This window comes from Gryllotalpicola protaetiae (assembly GCF_003627055.1).
GTDB classification, from domain to species: domain Bacteria; phylum Actinomycetota; class Actinomycetes; order Actinomycetales; family Microbacteriaceae; genus Gryllotalpicola; species Gryllotalpicola protaetiae.
Genome location: NZ_CP032624.1, coordinates 701,830 through 715,377, shown reverse-complemented (window position 1 = coordinate 715,377; position 13,548 = coordinate 701,830). Strand labels below are relative to the sequence as shown.

At 71.0% G+C, this 13,548-nt stretch carries 13 protein-coding genes and 1 pseudogene; 6 read left to right on the top strand and 8 right to left on the bottom strand.

Annotated elements, in window-relative coordinates; all coding sequences use genetic code 11:
- The first annotated feature begins 78 nt into the window (after positions 1 to 78).
- On the top strand, positions 79 to 798 hold the full coding sequence (locus tag D7I44_RS03575; RefSeq protein ID WP_120788225.1) for a LysR substrate-binding domain-containing protein: 720 nt from the start codon (positions 79 to 81) through the stop codon (positions 796 to 798).
- Here the strand turns inward: D7I44_RS03575 and D7I44_RS03570 are convergent.
- Positions 689 to 1,636 carry a sulfurtransferase gene (locus tag D7I44_RS03570; protein ID WP_162940032.1) on the bottom strand — a complete coding sequence of 316 codons (948 nt, stop codon included), beginning with the start codon at positions 1,634 to 1,636 and terminating at the stop codon, positions 689 to 691. The two genes, D7I44_RS03575 and D7I44_RS03570, sit on opposite strands and share 110 nt — an antisense overlap.
- Before the next feature lie 95 nt (positions 1,637 to 1,731).
- Here D7I44_RS03570 and D7I44_RS03565 point away from each other — a divergent pair, with 95 nt between their 5' ends.
- From D7I44_RS03565 to D7I44_RS03550, 4 genes are read left to right on the top strand one after another with little or no spacing between them, the layout of a single operon-like run.
- Positions 1,732 to 1,977 carry a helix-turn-helix domain-containing protein gene (locus D7I44_RS03565; RefSeq protein WP_120788223.1) on the top strand — a complete coding sequence of 82 codons (246 nt, stop codon included), beginning with the start codon at positions 1,732 to 1,734 and terminating at the stop codon, positions 1,975 to 1,977.
- Positions 1,961 to 2,482 carry a Clp protease N-terminal domain-containing protein gene (locus D7I44_RS03560; protein ID WP_120788222.1) on the top strand — a complete coding sequence of 174 codons (522 nt, stop codon included), beginning with the start codon at positions 1,961 to 1,963 and terminating at the stop codon, positions 2,480 to 2,482. Before D7I44_RS03565 ends, D7I44_RS03560 begins: the two co-directional genes overlap by 17 nt.
- Positions 2,483 to 2,537: 55 nt before the next feature.
- Complete coding sequence (locus tag D7I44_RS03555; RefSeq protein ID WP_120788221.1) at positions 2,538 to 3,539, top strand: ATP-binding cassette domain-containing protein; 1,002 nt, start codon at positions 2,538 to 2,540, stop codon at positions 3,537 to 3,539.
- Complete coding sequence (locus D7I44_RS03550; RefSeq protein WP_120788220.1) at positions 3,536 to 4,360, top strand: ABC transporter permease; 825 nt, start codon at positions 3,536 to 3,538, stop codon at positions 4,358 to 4,360. The genes D7I44_RS03555 and D7I44_RS03550 overlap by 4 nt, the downstream gene beginning before the upstream one ends.
- Before the next feature lie 144 nt (positions 4,361 to 4,504).
- On the opposite strand, the gene D7I44_RS03545 is transcribed toward D7I44_RS03550, so the two are convergent.
- From D7I44_RS03545 to D7I44_RS03525, 6 genes and pseudogenes are all read right to left on the bottom strand, one after another.
- Positions 4,505 to 7,891, bottom strand: a complete 3,387-nt coding sequence (locus tag D7I44_RS03545) for an AfsR/SARP family transcriptional regulator (RefSeq protein WP_120788219.1) — start codon at positions 7,889 to 7,891, stop codon at positions 4,505 to 4,507.
- Between the two features lie 42 nt (positions 7,892 to 7,933).
- Positions 7,934 to 8,869, bottom strand: coding sequence for a nucleoside hydrolase (locus D7I44_RS03540; protein WP_120788218.1), 936 nt, complete (start codon positions 8,867 to 8,869; stop codon positions 7,934 to 7,936).
- 68 nt (positions 8,870 to 8,937) lie between these two features.
- Positions 8,938 to 9,114 (bottom strand): annotated as a pseudogene (locus D7I44_RS18785) (SRPBCC family protein); the annotation flags it as partial.
- A 52-nt stretch (positions 9,115 to 9,166) separates the two neighbouring features.
- Positions 9,167 to 9,640, bottom strand: coding sequence for a MarR family winged helix-turn-helix transcriptional regulator (locus tag D7I44_RS03535; RefSeq protein ID WP_120788217.1), 474 nt, complete (start codon positions 9,638 to 9,640; stop codon positions 9,167 to 9,169).
- Positions 9,641 to 9,644: 4 nt separating this feature from the next.
- Complete coding sequence (locus D7I44_RS03530) at positions 9,645 to 10,511, bottom strand: N-acyl homoserine lactonase family protein (protein ID WP_120788216.1); 867 nt, start codon at positions 10,509 to 10,511, stop codon at positions 9,645 to 9,647.
- A gap of 61 nt (positions 10,512 to 10,572) precedes the next feature.
- A complete protein-coding gene (locus tag D7I44_RS03525; protein ID WP_245979984.1) occupies positions 10,573 to 12,186 on the bottom strand; it encodes a dolichyl-phosphate-mannose--protein mannosyltransferase in 1,614 nt (537 codons plus the stop codon).
- Between the two features lie 59 nt (positions 12,187 to 12,245).
- Between D7I44_RS03525 and rsmI the strand changes: the two genes are divergently transcribed.
- On the top strand, positions 12,246 to 13,061 hold the full coding sequence (rsmI, locus tag D7I44_RS03520) for a 16S rRNA (cytidine(1402)-2'-O)-methyltransferase (RefSeq protein WP_120788214.1): 816 nt from the start codon (positions 12,246 to 12,248) through the stop codon (positions 13,059 to 13,061).
- A 10-nt stretch (positions 13,062 to 13,071) separates the two neighbouring features.
- Here rsmI and D7I44_RS03515 read toward each other — a convergent pair whose 3' ends face one another.
- Positions 13,072 to 13,494, bottom strand: coding sequence for a DUF4190 domain-containing protein (locus D7I44_RS03515; RefSeq protein ID WP_120788213.1), 423 nt, complete (start codon positions 13,492 to 13,494; stop codon positions 13,072 to 13,074).
- Positions 13,495 to 13,548 lie beyond the last annotated feature (54 nt).

Sequence of the window (13,548 nt, the reverse complement as noted above, 5' to 3'; positions counted from 1 at the left end):
CATCGGGGCCGGCGGGACGTGGCGCGTTGTCGCTCATGCATTCAGGCTACCGGCCAGGGTCTCGCATAGCCTGGGGCTGTGCCCCACAGCCTGCGCATCGCCTACGCCCGCGGCGTCACGCCCGGCAAGTGGGCGCGCATCTGGGGCGAGCGATTCCGCAGGCATCCGCTCGAACTGATTCAGATCGAAGCCGTGACGGATGCCGACGCCGAGCTGCAGGCCGTGCGCAACGGCGCCGCCGACCTGGCGTTCGTGCGCCTCGCCGAGGGCGAGACGCAGCCAGGGGACGTGCATCTGATCGCACTCTACGAGGAGCGGCCGTTCGTGGTCGCCCCCAAGGGCCACGTCATCGAGGCCGCCGACGAGGTGGCTCTTGCCGCCCTCGAGGGCGAGGTCAGGCATCCGTTCGACGATGACATCGAACAGCACGTTGAGGTCGTCGCCGCCAACGTCGGTGTCGTGGTCGTGCCGCAGTCGATCGCGCGGCTCTACGCCCGGAAGGACGTGGTGTCGCGACCCGTGACCGACGGACCCGGCTGGCGCGTCGGCCTCGCATGGCTGAAGGACGCGCCCGCCGAAGCGCAGCCGCACATCGACGAATTCATCGGGGTCGTGCGCGGGCGCACCGCGAACTCGTCGCGCGGCGCGGACGCCGGTGCGAAGTCCGCCGAACAGGGAAAGCCGCCCGCTAAGGGCGCGGCCGCTCCGGCCGCGTCAGGTGCCGACCGCCGCCGGAAGCCGCGAGCACAGGGGCGCCCGTCTCGAGCGGGGCGCTCGCGTCGGCGGCCCACTCGTTGAGCGACCCGTCGTAGACCTTCACGTCAGTGCGGCCGATCAGCTCGAGGGCGAGCGCGCCGCTCGTCGAGGCGATGCCGCTGCGGCAGTACGCGATGATCGGAGCGTCGGCCGCGGCCACGTCGCCGAGCACTTCGCGCAGGCGCTCAGCGGGCAGATAGGTGTTGGTGTCGCGGTCGACGAGGTGGGCGGCCGGTGAGCTGATCGAGCCCGGAATATGGCCGGGCCGCGTCTTGCCGCCTGACTCGCCCGTGAACTCGCGAGCGGGCAGAGCGCACAGCAGCACCGCGTCCTCGCTGCCGGCGACCACGGCCTCGACCTCGCGCTTGTCGGCCCAGGCCTCGTCGTCGGCGTGCGCAGAGAACTCGCCGGCGCGGCGGGGTCGCACGTCACCCGTGGCGATCGGCCGGCCCTCGGCGCGCCACTTGACGAACCCGCCGTCGAGCACGCGCACCTCGAACCCGAAGGAATGGAACAGCCACCACAGCCGCGCGGCCCAGATGCCGTCAGCCGTGTCGTAGACGACGACAGCGGTGTCGTTGTCGACGCCGTGCGCTTGGGCGGCGCGCTCGAAGTGCGGGGCGCTCGGCCGGCTGAAGGCGTATTCGCCCTCCGGGTCGCTGAAGTCGTCGAACAGGTCGGCGAAGACGGCCCCGGGCAGGTGGCCGGACACGAGGTACTGCTCTTCCCCGCTCACGTAGGCATCGGCTCCGTTGAAACCCGTGACCGGCAGGACGGTGGCGTCGAGCACCACGAGCCCCTCGGCGCCGAGGTGATCGGAGAGCCACTGGGTCGAGACGAGGGCCGGGTCGGCGAGTCCGTCGAAGAGGGGGTGCTGCACAAGCGCAATGCTAGGCGGATGTTCAGCGCCTGTTAAGGGCACCGAAAAGCAACTTGAGTTGACAACTCGTCCTTAAGCAACTTACATTGCTCATTATGAACCCGCTCACTCCCGATACGCTCGGGGGCCCGGCAGACGAGCTGGCCGCAGTCGTCGCATTGCGCGAACTGGCCGACCGCCTCGAAGACGCGGCCGTCGAACGCGCTCTGCGTGCCGGCTGGTCGTGGTCCCAGGTGGCCGAGGCCCTCGGCGTGACGCGCCAGGCCGTCCACAAGAAGCACCTGCGCCGCCTCGCCGGCGCCGACATCGAACTGAGGAGGCGCAGTGCCCGCACCGATTAGCGCACACCAGGGCGGCTCGCTGCCCGAGCAGCGCATGCGCGCCGACGTGCGCGGCCTCGTGCAGCTCGCCGTCATCGAGGCCAGCAACCGCGGCGCGAACGCCGTCCAGGCCGAGCACCTGCTGCTGGCGCTGCTGTTCGACCGTCGCAACCGGGCGGCGGCCGCGCTCGCCGAGGCCGGTCTCGACTACGACGCGTTCACCGCGGCGCTCGCCGCCGAGCGCGAGCAGAGCCTGCGCGCCGCCGGCGTCGCGCCGATCCCGGCCGAGCGGCTCGTCGCCACCGGCCGCCGTGAGCGGCCCCGCTGGGGCACGAGCGCCAAGCAGGCGCTCGCCGCGGGCCACCGCATGTCGAGCACTCAGCGCGGCCACTCGATGCGGCACGCCGACGTCGCGGCAGGCATCCTCGCGTCTGCCCTCGGCACCGTGCCGCGGGCGCTCGCCTATGCCGGCTTCGACCGTTCGCAGCTGCTGCAAGCGGTTGTAAGCGTCGCGCAAGAGGCGTGAAAGCGCAGCACCCGATCATCGAAACATCCACTCATCCACGATTGAGGACACAGACATGACTTCCACCGAACTCGCCGTCGAGGCCGAGGGCCTCGTCAAGGTGTTCGGGTCGAACCGGGCGGTCGACGGCGTCGACCTGCAGGTGAAGGCGGGCACCGTCTACGGTGTGCTCGGCCCGAACGGCGCCGGCAAGACCACGACCATCTCCATGCTGGCCACCCTGCTCAAGCCGGACGGCGGCACCGGCCGCGTGTTCGGCCACGATGTGGTGAAAGAGGCGAACATCGTCCGCCAGCTCATCGGCGTGACCGGCCAGTACGCGTCCGTCGACGAGAAGCTCTCGGCCAACGAGAACCTCTACATCTTCGGCCGCCTGCTCGGCCTCTCCGGCAAGGCGGCGCGCGAGAAGGCCGAAGAGCTGCTCGCGGCGTTCGGCCTCACCGAGGCCGCGAAGCGCCCGCTCGCCAAGTTCTCCGGCGGCATGCGCCGCCGCCTCGACCTGGCTGCGAGCCTCATCGCCCAGCCGCCGCTCATCTTCCTCGACGAGCCGACGACGGGCCTCGACCCGCGCACCCGCGGGCAGATGTGGGACACGATCCGCAGCCTGGTCGCCACCGGCTCGACCGTGCTGCTCACCACGCAGTACCTCGACGAGGCCGACCAGCTCGCCGACCGCATCGCGGTCATCGACACCGGCAAGGTCGTCGCCGAGGGCACGGCCGACGAGCTGAAGGCGTCGGTCGGCACGAGCTCGCTGATCCTGCGCATCGCCGACCGCAACGACACCGGCGAGGCGCTGCGCCTCATCTCCGAGGTGTTCGGCGTGCAGGGCACCCCGTCGCCGGAGGCCGGCCGCATCACGGCGCCGATGTCGAACCCCGACACCGTCACCGACCTGCTGATCCGCTTCCGCCAGGCCGGCATCCGCCTCGACGAGTTCTCGGTGCAGAAACCGACGCTCGACGAGGTCTTCCTCACCATCACCGGACACGGCGTGACCGCCGAGGCCGACGACAACTCGGATTTTGAAGACGACACCGTGGAGGTGCGCGCATGACCACCATCTCGACGACTCAGATCGTCCCGGCATCCGAGCGCAAGCTCAAGAACCACACGAGCATCGCGCAGACGGTCTCGAACTCGCTCGTCATGGCCTACCGCGGACTCGTCAAGTTCCGCCGCACGCCTGAGCAGTTCTTCGACGTGACGCTGCAGCCCATCCTGTTCACCGTCATGTTCACGTTCCTGTTCGGTGGCGCGCTCGCCGGCGACATCAAGGGCTACCTGCCGACGATCATCCCCGGCGTGCTCGCCCAGACCGTCATCACGGCGTCCGTCGTCACCGGAGTGCAGTTGCGCGAGGACATGGACAAGGGCGTGTTCGACCGCTTCCGCTCGCTGCCGATCGCCCGCATCGCGCCGCTCGCGGGCGCGCTGACGGCCGACACGCTGCGCTACGCGATCGCCACGACGATCACCTTCCTCACCGGTTTCGCGATCGGCTGGCGGCCGGAGGGCGGATTCCTGGGCCTGGTGCTCGCGGGTCTGCTGATCGTCGCCGTCGCGTGGGCGATCAGCTGGATATTCGCCTTCTTCGGCGTGATCGCGCGCACAGCGTCGTCGGTGCAGGGCATCTCGTTCATGGTGCTCTTCCCGTTGACGTTCCTCTCGAACGCCTACGTCGACACCTCGACAATGCCGAACTGGCTGCGCTGGTTCGCCGACGTGAACCCCGTCTCGCACGTCATCACCGCGATGCGCGCCCTCGTCGCCTCGCAGCCCGTCGGGGCCGACGTGTGGTGGACCCTGCTCGGGGCCGCGGTCGTCGTGCTGGTGTTCGCTCCGCTCACGGTGCGCGCGTACATGCGCAAGGCGTAGCAGCCCCGCGCCGGTCGTCAAATAGTCGCCTTCTCCTCTCGGGGGAGGCGGCTATTTGACGACCGGGCGCCTGGTCGAGCGGCGGGTCGTCAGAAAGTCGGGTTTCGCGCGGGTATTCGCCCACTTCTTGACGACCGGGCGCGGTCAGATGCGAGTCAGGCGCAGCAGCTCGTCGAGCGCGCTGGTCGCGGTCGGCAGATCAGGGAACGAAGCCACGCGCTCGCGCGCGGCCGAGATGGCGGACGCCCCGACCACCCGCTCCGCGAGAGCGAACGCCCGCGCCCGCACCAGCGCAGGCTGATCCTGCCGGGAGTGCAGCCGCTCGGCGAACGCCAGCATCCCGGCGCCGGCCTCGCGTGCGGCATCCGTCATACCCTGCGCACCCAGCAGCCAGATCGCGAGACCCATCGCCGCCGTCGCGAGCACAGGCCGGTCGACCATCGCGGGCCCACCGCGTCCGCGGCCGCGCGCCGCGACGCGGGTCGCACGGCGCAGGGTGCGCCAGATCGTGAGCGCGTCGTCGTCCATGCGGTCGTAGTAGACGGATGCCGCGAGCGCGCCGGCCGCGCTGATCAGGTACCACGCGCCCATCACGTAATGACCCGGCTTCGAGCCGTAGAGCGCCAGCGCGGCGCGGTAGTTCTCGACGGCCTGGTCCGTATCGCCGTCGGCGGAGGCGAGCTCGGCCAGGCCCGCCCAGCCGATGGCGCGAGCGTCCAGGCCGTCGAAGCCCTCCTGCGGGCCTTCGTCAGAGTTCGCGAAGCGCTCGAACGCCTCGAGGACGCCGTCACGACGGCCGAGCTTGAGCTTGTTGATGGCGACGATCCAGTCGTTCTGGCCGATCTCCTCGACGGCGCCGATCTGGGCGAGGCGCTGCTGCGACCGGGCGGCCCATTCGAGTGTGTCGGCCGGCCGGTCGTCCTGGCTGGACAGGTTCGCGAGCCCCTGGGCCGCCTGGCCGGCCATCCAGTCGAGGCCGAGGCGCGTCGCGCCGTCCCACGCAATGCGCACGAAGTCGATGGCGCGCTCGATCTCGCCCGTGTTCTCGGTGAGCAGCCCGCTGAACAGATGGCCGAGGATGCGGATGACCTCGTCGTCCGACTCGCGCAGTCCCTTGAGCTGCTCGATGCCCCACTCGGCCTGGAATCTGACCGCAGTGACGAGCACCTCGGCGATCGCGGCGAGCCAGGGCGACACGGCGCCCGAGCGCACGAGGCGGCGCATCTTGACGCCCGCGCGCAGGCCCGCGCGCAAGAGTTCGGTCGAGGGAATCGCCGCGAACTCCTCGAGCTCGGGCGGCAGCTCGGGCTGCCGGTCGTACCCGGGCTGCCCGGGCCGCGGCGACTGCGAGCCGGCGATGCCCATCACGGCCGCGAACATCAGGGCGATGGCCGAGGTGTCCGCGCCGGCGGGGGGAAGCTCGCGGCCCGAGACGGCCGCGGCGACGATCGGGGCGAACGACAGCGCCTCGCGGAACTGGTTCCGCACGAGCCAGTGGAACAGCAGCGCGGCGAAGACCGGAATGACGGTCGCCGGGTCGTCGTCGTGCGCGCGCAGCACCGAGACGAGGTTGTCGTGCTCGAGGTCGAGCGCCCGCACGACCTCGCTCTGCCGTGCGGTCGGCAGATCGCGGACCATCTCGCTCGCGAAGCGCTGTGCCCAGCGCGACTGCGCGGTGGCGACCAACTCGTCCTCGCCGGCATCCACCAGGGCCATGTCGCCGAACTCGCGCACGGTCTCGAGCATGCGGTAGCGCAACCCGACCGGGCTCTCGGCGACCGAGACGAGCGACTGCAGCACGAGGGCGTCCAAGTCATCGGATGCCTGCAGCCGCGCCTCCTCTTCTTCAACGCTCGCGTCGATCAGCACCACCGCGGCCGCGGCGACCGCGCTGAACCCGTCGGGGAAGCGCGAGAGGCGGCGCAGCATGCGCCGCTCGGAATCGCTGAGCAGGTTCCAGCTCCAGTCGATGACGGCGATCAGGGTGCGGTGCCGCTCGGGCGCGCTGCGGTCGCCGCCGCGCAGCAGCGCGAAGCGGTTGGAGAGGCGGCGCTCGATCTCATCGACGGACATCGAGCGGATGCGTGCGGCCGCCAGCTCGATCGCGAGCGGCAGCCCGTCGAGGTGCTCGCACAGGCGGGCGACGGCCTCGATGGGCAGTGCGGCGCCGGGGCGAGCGGCGCGGGCGCGCTCCAGGAAGAGGGCGACGGCGGGGCCGTGTTCGTCCGCAGGCAGCGGACCCAGCGGGTACACGCTCTCGGCACCGAGCTGCAGCGGGGCGCGGCTCGTCGCGAGCACCCGCACGGCCGGGATCTCGGACAGCACCTGGTCGACCAGGTAGGCGGCACCCTCGATCACGTGCTCGCAGTTGTCGAGGACCAAGAGGGTCTCGCGCTCAGACAGCGCCGCCCGGATGCGCGTGCGCACCTCGAGCAGCACGATCGGGTCGCGTAGGCTGAGGCGGCCGGCGCCGACCTCGCCGATGCCGAGCGTGGCGGCCACCGCGAGCGGCACGTCGTCGGACTCGCGGATGCCGGCGAGCTCGACGACCACGACGCCGGGGGTGCGTTCGGCGGCGCGGTGCGCGAGCTCCTGCGCGAGGCGCGTCTTGCCGAGGCCGCCCGGGCCGAGGATCGTCGTGAGCCGCGCTGTCGCCATCAGCTTCTCGAGCGCCTCGATGTCGGCGTCGCGGCCGATGAGGTGGTTCGGCGCGGCGCGCAGGCCGATGGCGACGTGCTTCGGGGCTCCGCCGCCCTTCCCCGCCGTCGGTTGCGCTGCTCGGATCCGCTCAGCGCTGTCTGGATCCGAGCCGCGCGCGGCGGATCCGAGCAGCGCACGTGATGCCGTGGCGGCGGCGGGGTCATCTTTGAGCAGTTCCGCATTGCAGGCCACCAGCTCGGCGCTCGGCCGTGCGCCGAGCTCGTCGTCGAGCCGCTGCTTGAACTCCGCGAACGCGCGCAGTGCCTCGCCGCGGCGGCCGTCGGCCGCGAGCGACTTCATCAGCATGAGCTGGGCCCGCTCGTCGTACGGGGTGGCATCGGCAAGCGCGCGAGCGGCGTCGACGGCGTCGGCGGGAGAGCCGGCGCGCAAAGCATCCGCCACCCGCGCTTCGAGCGCGCGCACCCGCACACCGTCGGCCGTCTCGCGCAGGCGGGTCGCGAGCTCGGTGTCGCCGAGATCGGCGCCCGGCTCGCCGCGCCTGGGCGACTCGGCCGACCACAGGTCGACCTCGGCCGCCGAGGCGCCGAGGCGGTAGCCGCCCGCGAACGACTCGATCAGCTCGTCGCCGGCGATGTCGCGCACACGTGAGACGAGGGTCTGCAGCGCCGCGCGGGCGTTGCGGGGCGGGTCGTCCTGCCAGATGTCGTCGACGAGCGACGACACGGAGACGACGGCACCCTTGGCGAGCACGAGCGAGACGATGAGCGCCTTGCCGTTGACGCCGGGCACGTCGACCCACCCGCCGGGCCCCGCGACACGCACGGGCCCGAGCACCTGGACGCGTGCCGCGTCCACGCCCGTCTCCGCCACCTGCTCATCTTAACGGCGCACCTGTGGCGGAGACGGCGCGGCTCAGCGCAGCGCAGCCACCACCAGATCCCAGAACCAGTCGGCGTCGAGGCCGAGTGCGACCGAGGTGCGGCCCTCGCCGACGACCCACGGCCGGAGGTCGACGACCGTCATTCCGGTCGTGTGCTTTCCTGCGGTCTCGATCGCGATCGGGGCCCGCACCACGTCGACGTGGCCGCCGCCCTGCTCTTCGTCGATGACGATCGCGACCGCCACCGGGTCGTGCACCGGCGGCGCGTCGAAGCCCTGCACGTCGGCGTAGCGGCGGCCGTACTCCGCGATCAGATCGAGCATGAACTCGGCCTTCGCGCCGCCGACGGCGGCGACGCGCTCGGTGACAGCGGGTGTCGCGAGCGCCTGGTGCGTCACGTCGAGCCCGGCCGTAACGACCCGCCAGCCCGCCGAGAAGACGACGTCGGCCGCCTCTGGGTCGAAGGCGATGTTGAATTCCGCGACAGGTGTCAGATTACCGCTTCGGGCGGAGCCGCCCATCAGCACCACCTCGCGCACGCGCTCGATGATGCGCGGCTCGCGCTTCACCGCGAGCGCGACGTTGGTGAGCGGCCCGGTGGGCACGAGGGTGATGTCGCCCTGCTCATGGGACATGACCAGCTCGATGATGAGGTCGACCGCGTTCCGTGGGTCGAGCGCGACGGATGCCTCAGGCAGCACGACCCCGTCGAGCCCGCTGTCCCCGTGGATGTCGGGCGCGTACTCCGCCGAGCGCTCGAGCGGCCCCTCGGCCCCTGCGGCGATCGGCGCGGTGATGCCGACGAGCGTCGCCACCCCGAGCGCATTGCGCGTGACCTTCGGCAGGCTCTGGTTGCCGGCGACCGTGGTGACGGCCAGCAGGTCGATGGCCGGGTGCGCCTGGGCGAGCAGCATCGCCACGGCGTCGTCGTGGCCGGGGTCGCAGTCGAGGATGATCTTGCGCGGCATCCGTCAACTCTGCCGCACCTGCCGCCGACACGCAGGTTCTCGGTGCGCGGCGTGTGCGACGGCGAGCGCTAGCGCTTCTCGAGCAGCTGCTTCAGGATGCGCAGGTTGTCCTGCATGCCGCGGCGGAAGATCGGCTCGGCGAGCGGCCCGAGCAGTCGCGCCGGCCTGGGCAGTCCCGCGGCGCTGATCGCGCCCTCGAGCTCGAGCCGGGCGCCGTTCGGCGCGGGGGCGACCAGGTACCGGTAGCTGAACGGCGTCGGTCCGTCGACGGACTCGAAAGTGACCTCACGGCCGCCATCAGCGCGCTCCCTCGGACTCGGCGGCGAGCCGCTTGTCGAGCGCCGCGCCTGCGGGGGACCCGTGCGTCAGTGCGCGCAGCACGCGCACCATGACCTCGGCGTCGGCCGCGCTCACCGCGCCGTCGATCGCGTCGTACAGCTTGTCTTCGATGCCCTGCACCTGCGTGGCGCGTTCGCGCCCCTCGGCGGTTGCGGTCAACCGCACCTGCCGCCGGTCGTGCTCGCCGACCTCGCGCTGCACGAGGCCGGCCGCGACAAGGCGGTCGACGATGCGGCTCGGGCTCGTGCCGGTGTCGCACACGAGCATGTCGCCGAGCTCTTTGAGGGCGAGCGGGCCGTGGTCGGCCACGATCCGCAGCGCCTCGGACTGTGCGGGGGTGAGGCCGATGTGTGACAGAAACACCGTGAGCTGCCGGTTGCCTTCGCGCTGCGCGGCGAGGATCAGATAGCGGAGGCGCTCTGCGGTTCTCACCCGATCACTCTGCCTGTCGCGCGAGGGCCGCCTCAAGTCGGGCGGCGGCCGAGGGGTCGTGCGCGGCGAGCACGGGCATGCCCGGATGCTTCGCGGCCAGCTCATTCACCAGACGCGTCGTCGCGTGCAGGCCTGCCCGGTGCCCGACGCCGGGCACGCGGTCGGCGGCGAGCAGCTCGACGTCGTACGTGAGGTCGCCGACGAAGAGCATGGTCGGCAGCCCCGCGCTGCGCAGCAGCAGCGACTGCGACCCCGGCGTGTGGCCAGGTGTCGGAAGGAGCATCAGCGAGCCGTCGCCCATCACGTCGTGCGCCTCGGTGAACGGAGCGATCGAGCCGTCGTCGACCGGCTGGGGTGTGACCGGCGCCCACTGGATGCCGGGAAGCAAGATGTGGTCGCGCATGAGCCCGCCGATCAGTGCGAACCGCTTGTCGACCTCGGCGAGCTCTGTGGCGCTCGCGAGCACCTGCGCGGTCGGCGGCAGCTCGCGCAGGCCGCCGATGTGGTCCTGGTGCAGGTGCGACAGGATCGCGACGCGCACGTCGGCGATGTCGTAGCCGAGGCCGGCGAGCTGTGTGGTGAGCGTCGCGGATTCGGGCACGTCGAACTTCGCCAGGCGTCGGTAGTTGTGGCCGATGAATCCGCCCGGGAAGTAATCGGCATCGGTCACCGAGCGCCGGTCCTGCCCTGTGTCGAACAGCACGAGGCCGTCCTTGTGCTCGATGACGTAGACGTTGATCGGGCGCGGCGCCGTCCAGCGGCGCGAGGTGTTGAGCCACCACAAGAGCGGCGTGCCGTTGCTCTCGACGTGCTCGGGGCGGATCTGGACAGTTCCGGTGCTGACGACCGAGACGCGTGAAATGGATGTCATGACATAGATGTTACGACATGTAATTAATGAAACGCAAGCGGCGGATGCCTCAGCAGGCGCCCTAGATCCAGCTGCGCAGCCACATGTGGGCGCGCCAGAACTCGTACGAGGTCTGCACCCCCGACCAGATAGGCCAGAAGAACGCGGTCGCGCCGAGCACGATCGCGAGGTATGCGGCGACGCCCGCGATGCCGCGGGTGCGGCGGTAGGTCGAATCCGCGGGGCTGCCGAGCGCCTTCGCGATGAAGTACACGATGCCGAGGATCAGGTACGGCTCGAACGCGATCGCATAGAAGGTGAAGATCGTGCGCCCGTGGTACAGGATCACCCACGGCAGCCACCCCGCGCCGACGGCCGTGAGCAGCAGCCCGGCGCGCCAGTCGCGATGGCGGATGAGGACGTAGACCAGACCGAGCAGGGCGAGGGTTCCCGCCCACCAGATGAACGGATTCCCGAGGTCGGTGATGGCCTGCGAGCAGCCGAACTGCGCAGCGGTGCACCCGTTCTGCCCCGCGGGGACCGGGTTGTAGTACATGCTCGTCGGCCGCAGCATGAGGGTCCACCACAGCGGGTTGGACTGATACGGGTGCGTGGCGTGCAGGTTGATCGAATAGCCGTAGAGCTCGGTGTTGTAGTGCCACAGATTCTGGGCCCAGTACGGCACCCATGACAGGAGGCCGTGCCAGGCGTGCTGCGCGGGATTCTGCTCGACCCAGTGCCGGTCCCACCCGCCGCCCGTGAACAGCCAGCCCGACCACGCCGCGACGTACGTCGCGATCGCGATCGGCACGATCGTGACGAAGCTCACGATCGCCTGCGCCAGGCCCGTGGTCGAGGCGAGGAAGCCGGCCTTGCGATAGGCGACGAAGTCGGCGAGCACGACGTACACGCCGAACACCGCGAGGAAGTAGAAACCCGACCACTTGACGCCCGCGCACAGGCCGAAGGCGACGCCGGCGGCGAGCAGCCAGGGGCGCCACAGGACGGGCGCGTTCAGCCGAGGAATCCGCGTGTCCCTGTAGCCGCGGTCGAGCAGTACGGCGCCCACGCCGAGCAGGGCGAAGAACATCACGAAGTTGTCGAGCAGCGCGACCCGGCTCATCACGATCGCGCTGCCGTCGACCGCCATCAGAAGACCTGCGATGCAGCCGAGCAGCGTCGAGCCGCCGAACAGCTTCTTCGCGATCAGGATGATGAGCACGACGGCGAGGATGCCGACGACAGCCGTCGACAGCCGCCAGCCCACCGAGCTCTGGATGCCGGTGAGGTGCTCGCCGAGCGCGATGATCCACTTGCCGAGCGGCGGGTGCGCGACGAACTCCGCCTTGGCCGACCAGCCGCTCGCGTCGCCGGCGTTGAAGGCCTTGTCGGCGTTGGCCACCCAGGCGCCCTCGTAGCCGAGGTGCGAGAGTGTCCACGCGTCCTTCACGTAATACGTCTCGTCGAACACCAGCGAGCGCGGCAGGCCGAGGTGCCACAGGCGCAGCGCGGCGGCGAGCAGGGTGACGGCGATCGGGCCGCCCCAGTCCCACAGCCGCTTGTTCAGCGGGTTCGCGAGGCGCGCCGCCCACCAGCGGTCGAGGCGGGTGCCGGTGGGCTCGGGCTCCTCGACACCGTGCGACTCGTGGGGCCCCTCGACGAGCTCGTCGAAGTCGGCGTCGGAGGGCTGAGTCACGCGCGTCATCGTACCGGGGCTACTGAGGCCGAAATCGAGTGCCGCATAGGATTCCGCTCATGCTCATCCTCGCCGCGACGCCCATCGGAAACCTCGGCGACGCGACCAGGCGCCTGGTCGACACGCTGGCTGCGGTCGAGCTGGTGGCCGCAGAGGACACGCGGGTCGCGCAGCGCCTGCTGCAGGGGTTGCGCATCGAGAACCGGCCGCGGCTCATCGCGCTGCACGACCACAACGAGCGGGAGCGCGCGGGCGAGCTCGCCGAGCTCGCGGCATCCGCCGATCTGCTCGTGCTGTCGGACGCCGGCATGCCCACCGTCAGCGACCCGGGCTACCACCTGGTGCAGGCCGCGATCGCCGCGGGCGTGACCGTGACGGCGCTGCCCGGCCCGTCGGCGGTGCTCACCGCGCTCGCCGTCTCGGGGCTGCCGACCGACCGCTTCGCCTTCGAGGGCTTCCTGCCGCGCAAGGAGGGCGAGCGGCGGAAGCTGCTCGCGGGCCTCGCCGACGAGCGTCGCACCCTCGTCTTCTTCGAGAGCCCGAACCGGCTCGCGGCATCCCTCGCGGATATCGCCACGCACTTCGGCGAGGCGCGCCGCGTGGTCGTCGCGCGCGAACTGACCAAGCTGCACGAAGAGGTGAAGCGCGGCACGGCCGCCGAGCTCGCGGCATGGGCCGAGGGCGGCGTGCGCGGCGAGATCGTCGTCGTCGCCGAGGGCGCGGCCGAGAGGGTCGTCTCGCTCGATTCCGGGGTCGCTGCTGTGCTCGACCTGGTCGCGAGCGGCACGAGACTGAAGGATGCCGCGACCGAGGTCGCCGGCACCACCGGGCTGTCGCGGCGCGAGCTCTATGAGGCGGCCCTGCGCGCCCGTTGAGCCCAGAACCCTAGTTCCCGTACGGCGTCGCCCCTGGAGTCGGGATGCGGAAGCGGTTGCCGCCGTCACCGCCGCCGAAGCCGGGGAATTGGCCGGTGCCGCCGCCCGGCCTGATGACCGAGCTGTGGCCGAAGTGCGTGAATGCGAAGACGATCCACACGACGGCGAGCACGAGCCACGCCGCCGTGAAGATGTAGCCGAGGATGGTGCCGGCGAGCGCGTATTCGCGCCCGCGCTCCGGCAGCCCCTTGCGGTACTCGGCGAGCGTGATGTGCCCGCAGACGATGCCGACCACGGGGATGATGAACGCGCCGATGAACGCGATCAGCGCCATGATGTTGAACGGGGGCAGCTGGGTGCGGTCGACCGGTGCCGCGGACTGAGGTTGCGGCTGGGGCTGCGGCTGGGTCTCGGGCTCGATGGGCGTGGTCATATGCAGACCATAGGCGCCAGCGGCTTCTCGTGAGACGCGTGCGCGCGGTGAATC

Coding starts and splice junctions, on each gene's coding strand:
- D7I44_RS03565 (WP_120788223.1), top strand. CDS start 1,732: ATGAACCCGCTCACTCCCGATACGCTCGGGGGCCCGGCAGACGAGCTG.
- D7I44_RS03555 (WP_120788221.1), top strand. CDS start 2,538: ATGACTTCCACCGAACTCGCCGTCGAGGCCGAGGGCCTCGTCAAGGTG.
- D7I44_RS03550 (WP_120788220.1), top strand. CDS start 3,536: ATGACCACCATCTCGACGACTCAGATCGTCCCGGCATCCGAGCGCAAG.
- D7I44_RS03540 (WP_120788218.1), bottom strand. CDS start 8,869: ATGCCGCGCAAGATCATCCTCGACTGCGACCCCGGCCACGACGACGCC.
- D7I44_RS03530 (WP_120788216.1), bottom strand. CDS start 10,511: ATGACATCCATTTCACGCGTCTCGGTCGTCAGCACCGGAACTGTCCAG.
- rsmI (WP_120788214.1), top strand. CDS start 12,246: ATGCTCATCCTCGCCGCGACGCCCATCGGAAACCTCGGCGACGCGACC.
- D7I44_RS03515 (WP_120788213.1), bottom strand. CDS start 13,494: ATGACCACGCCCATCGAGCCCGAGACCCAGCCGCAGCCCCAGCCGCAA.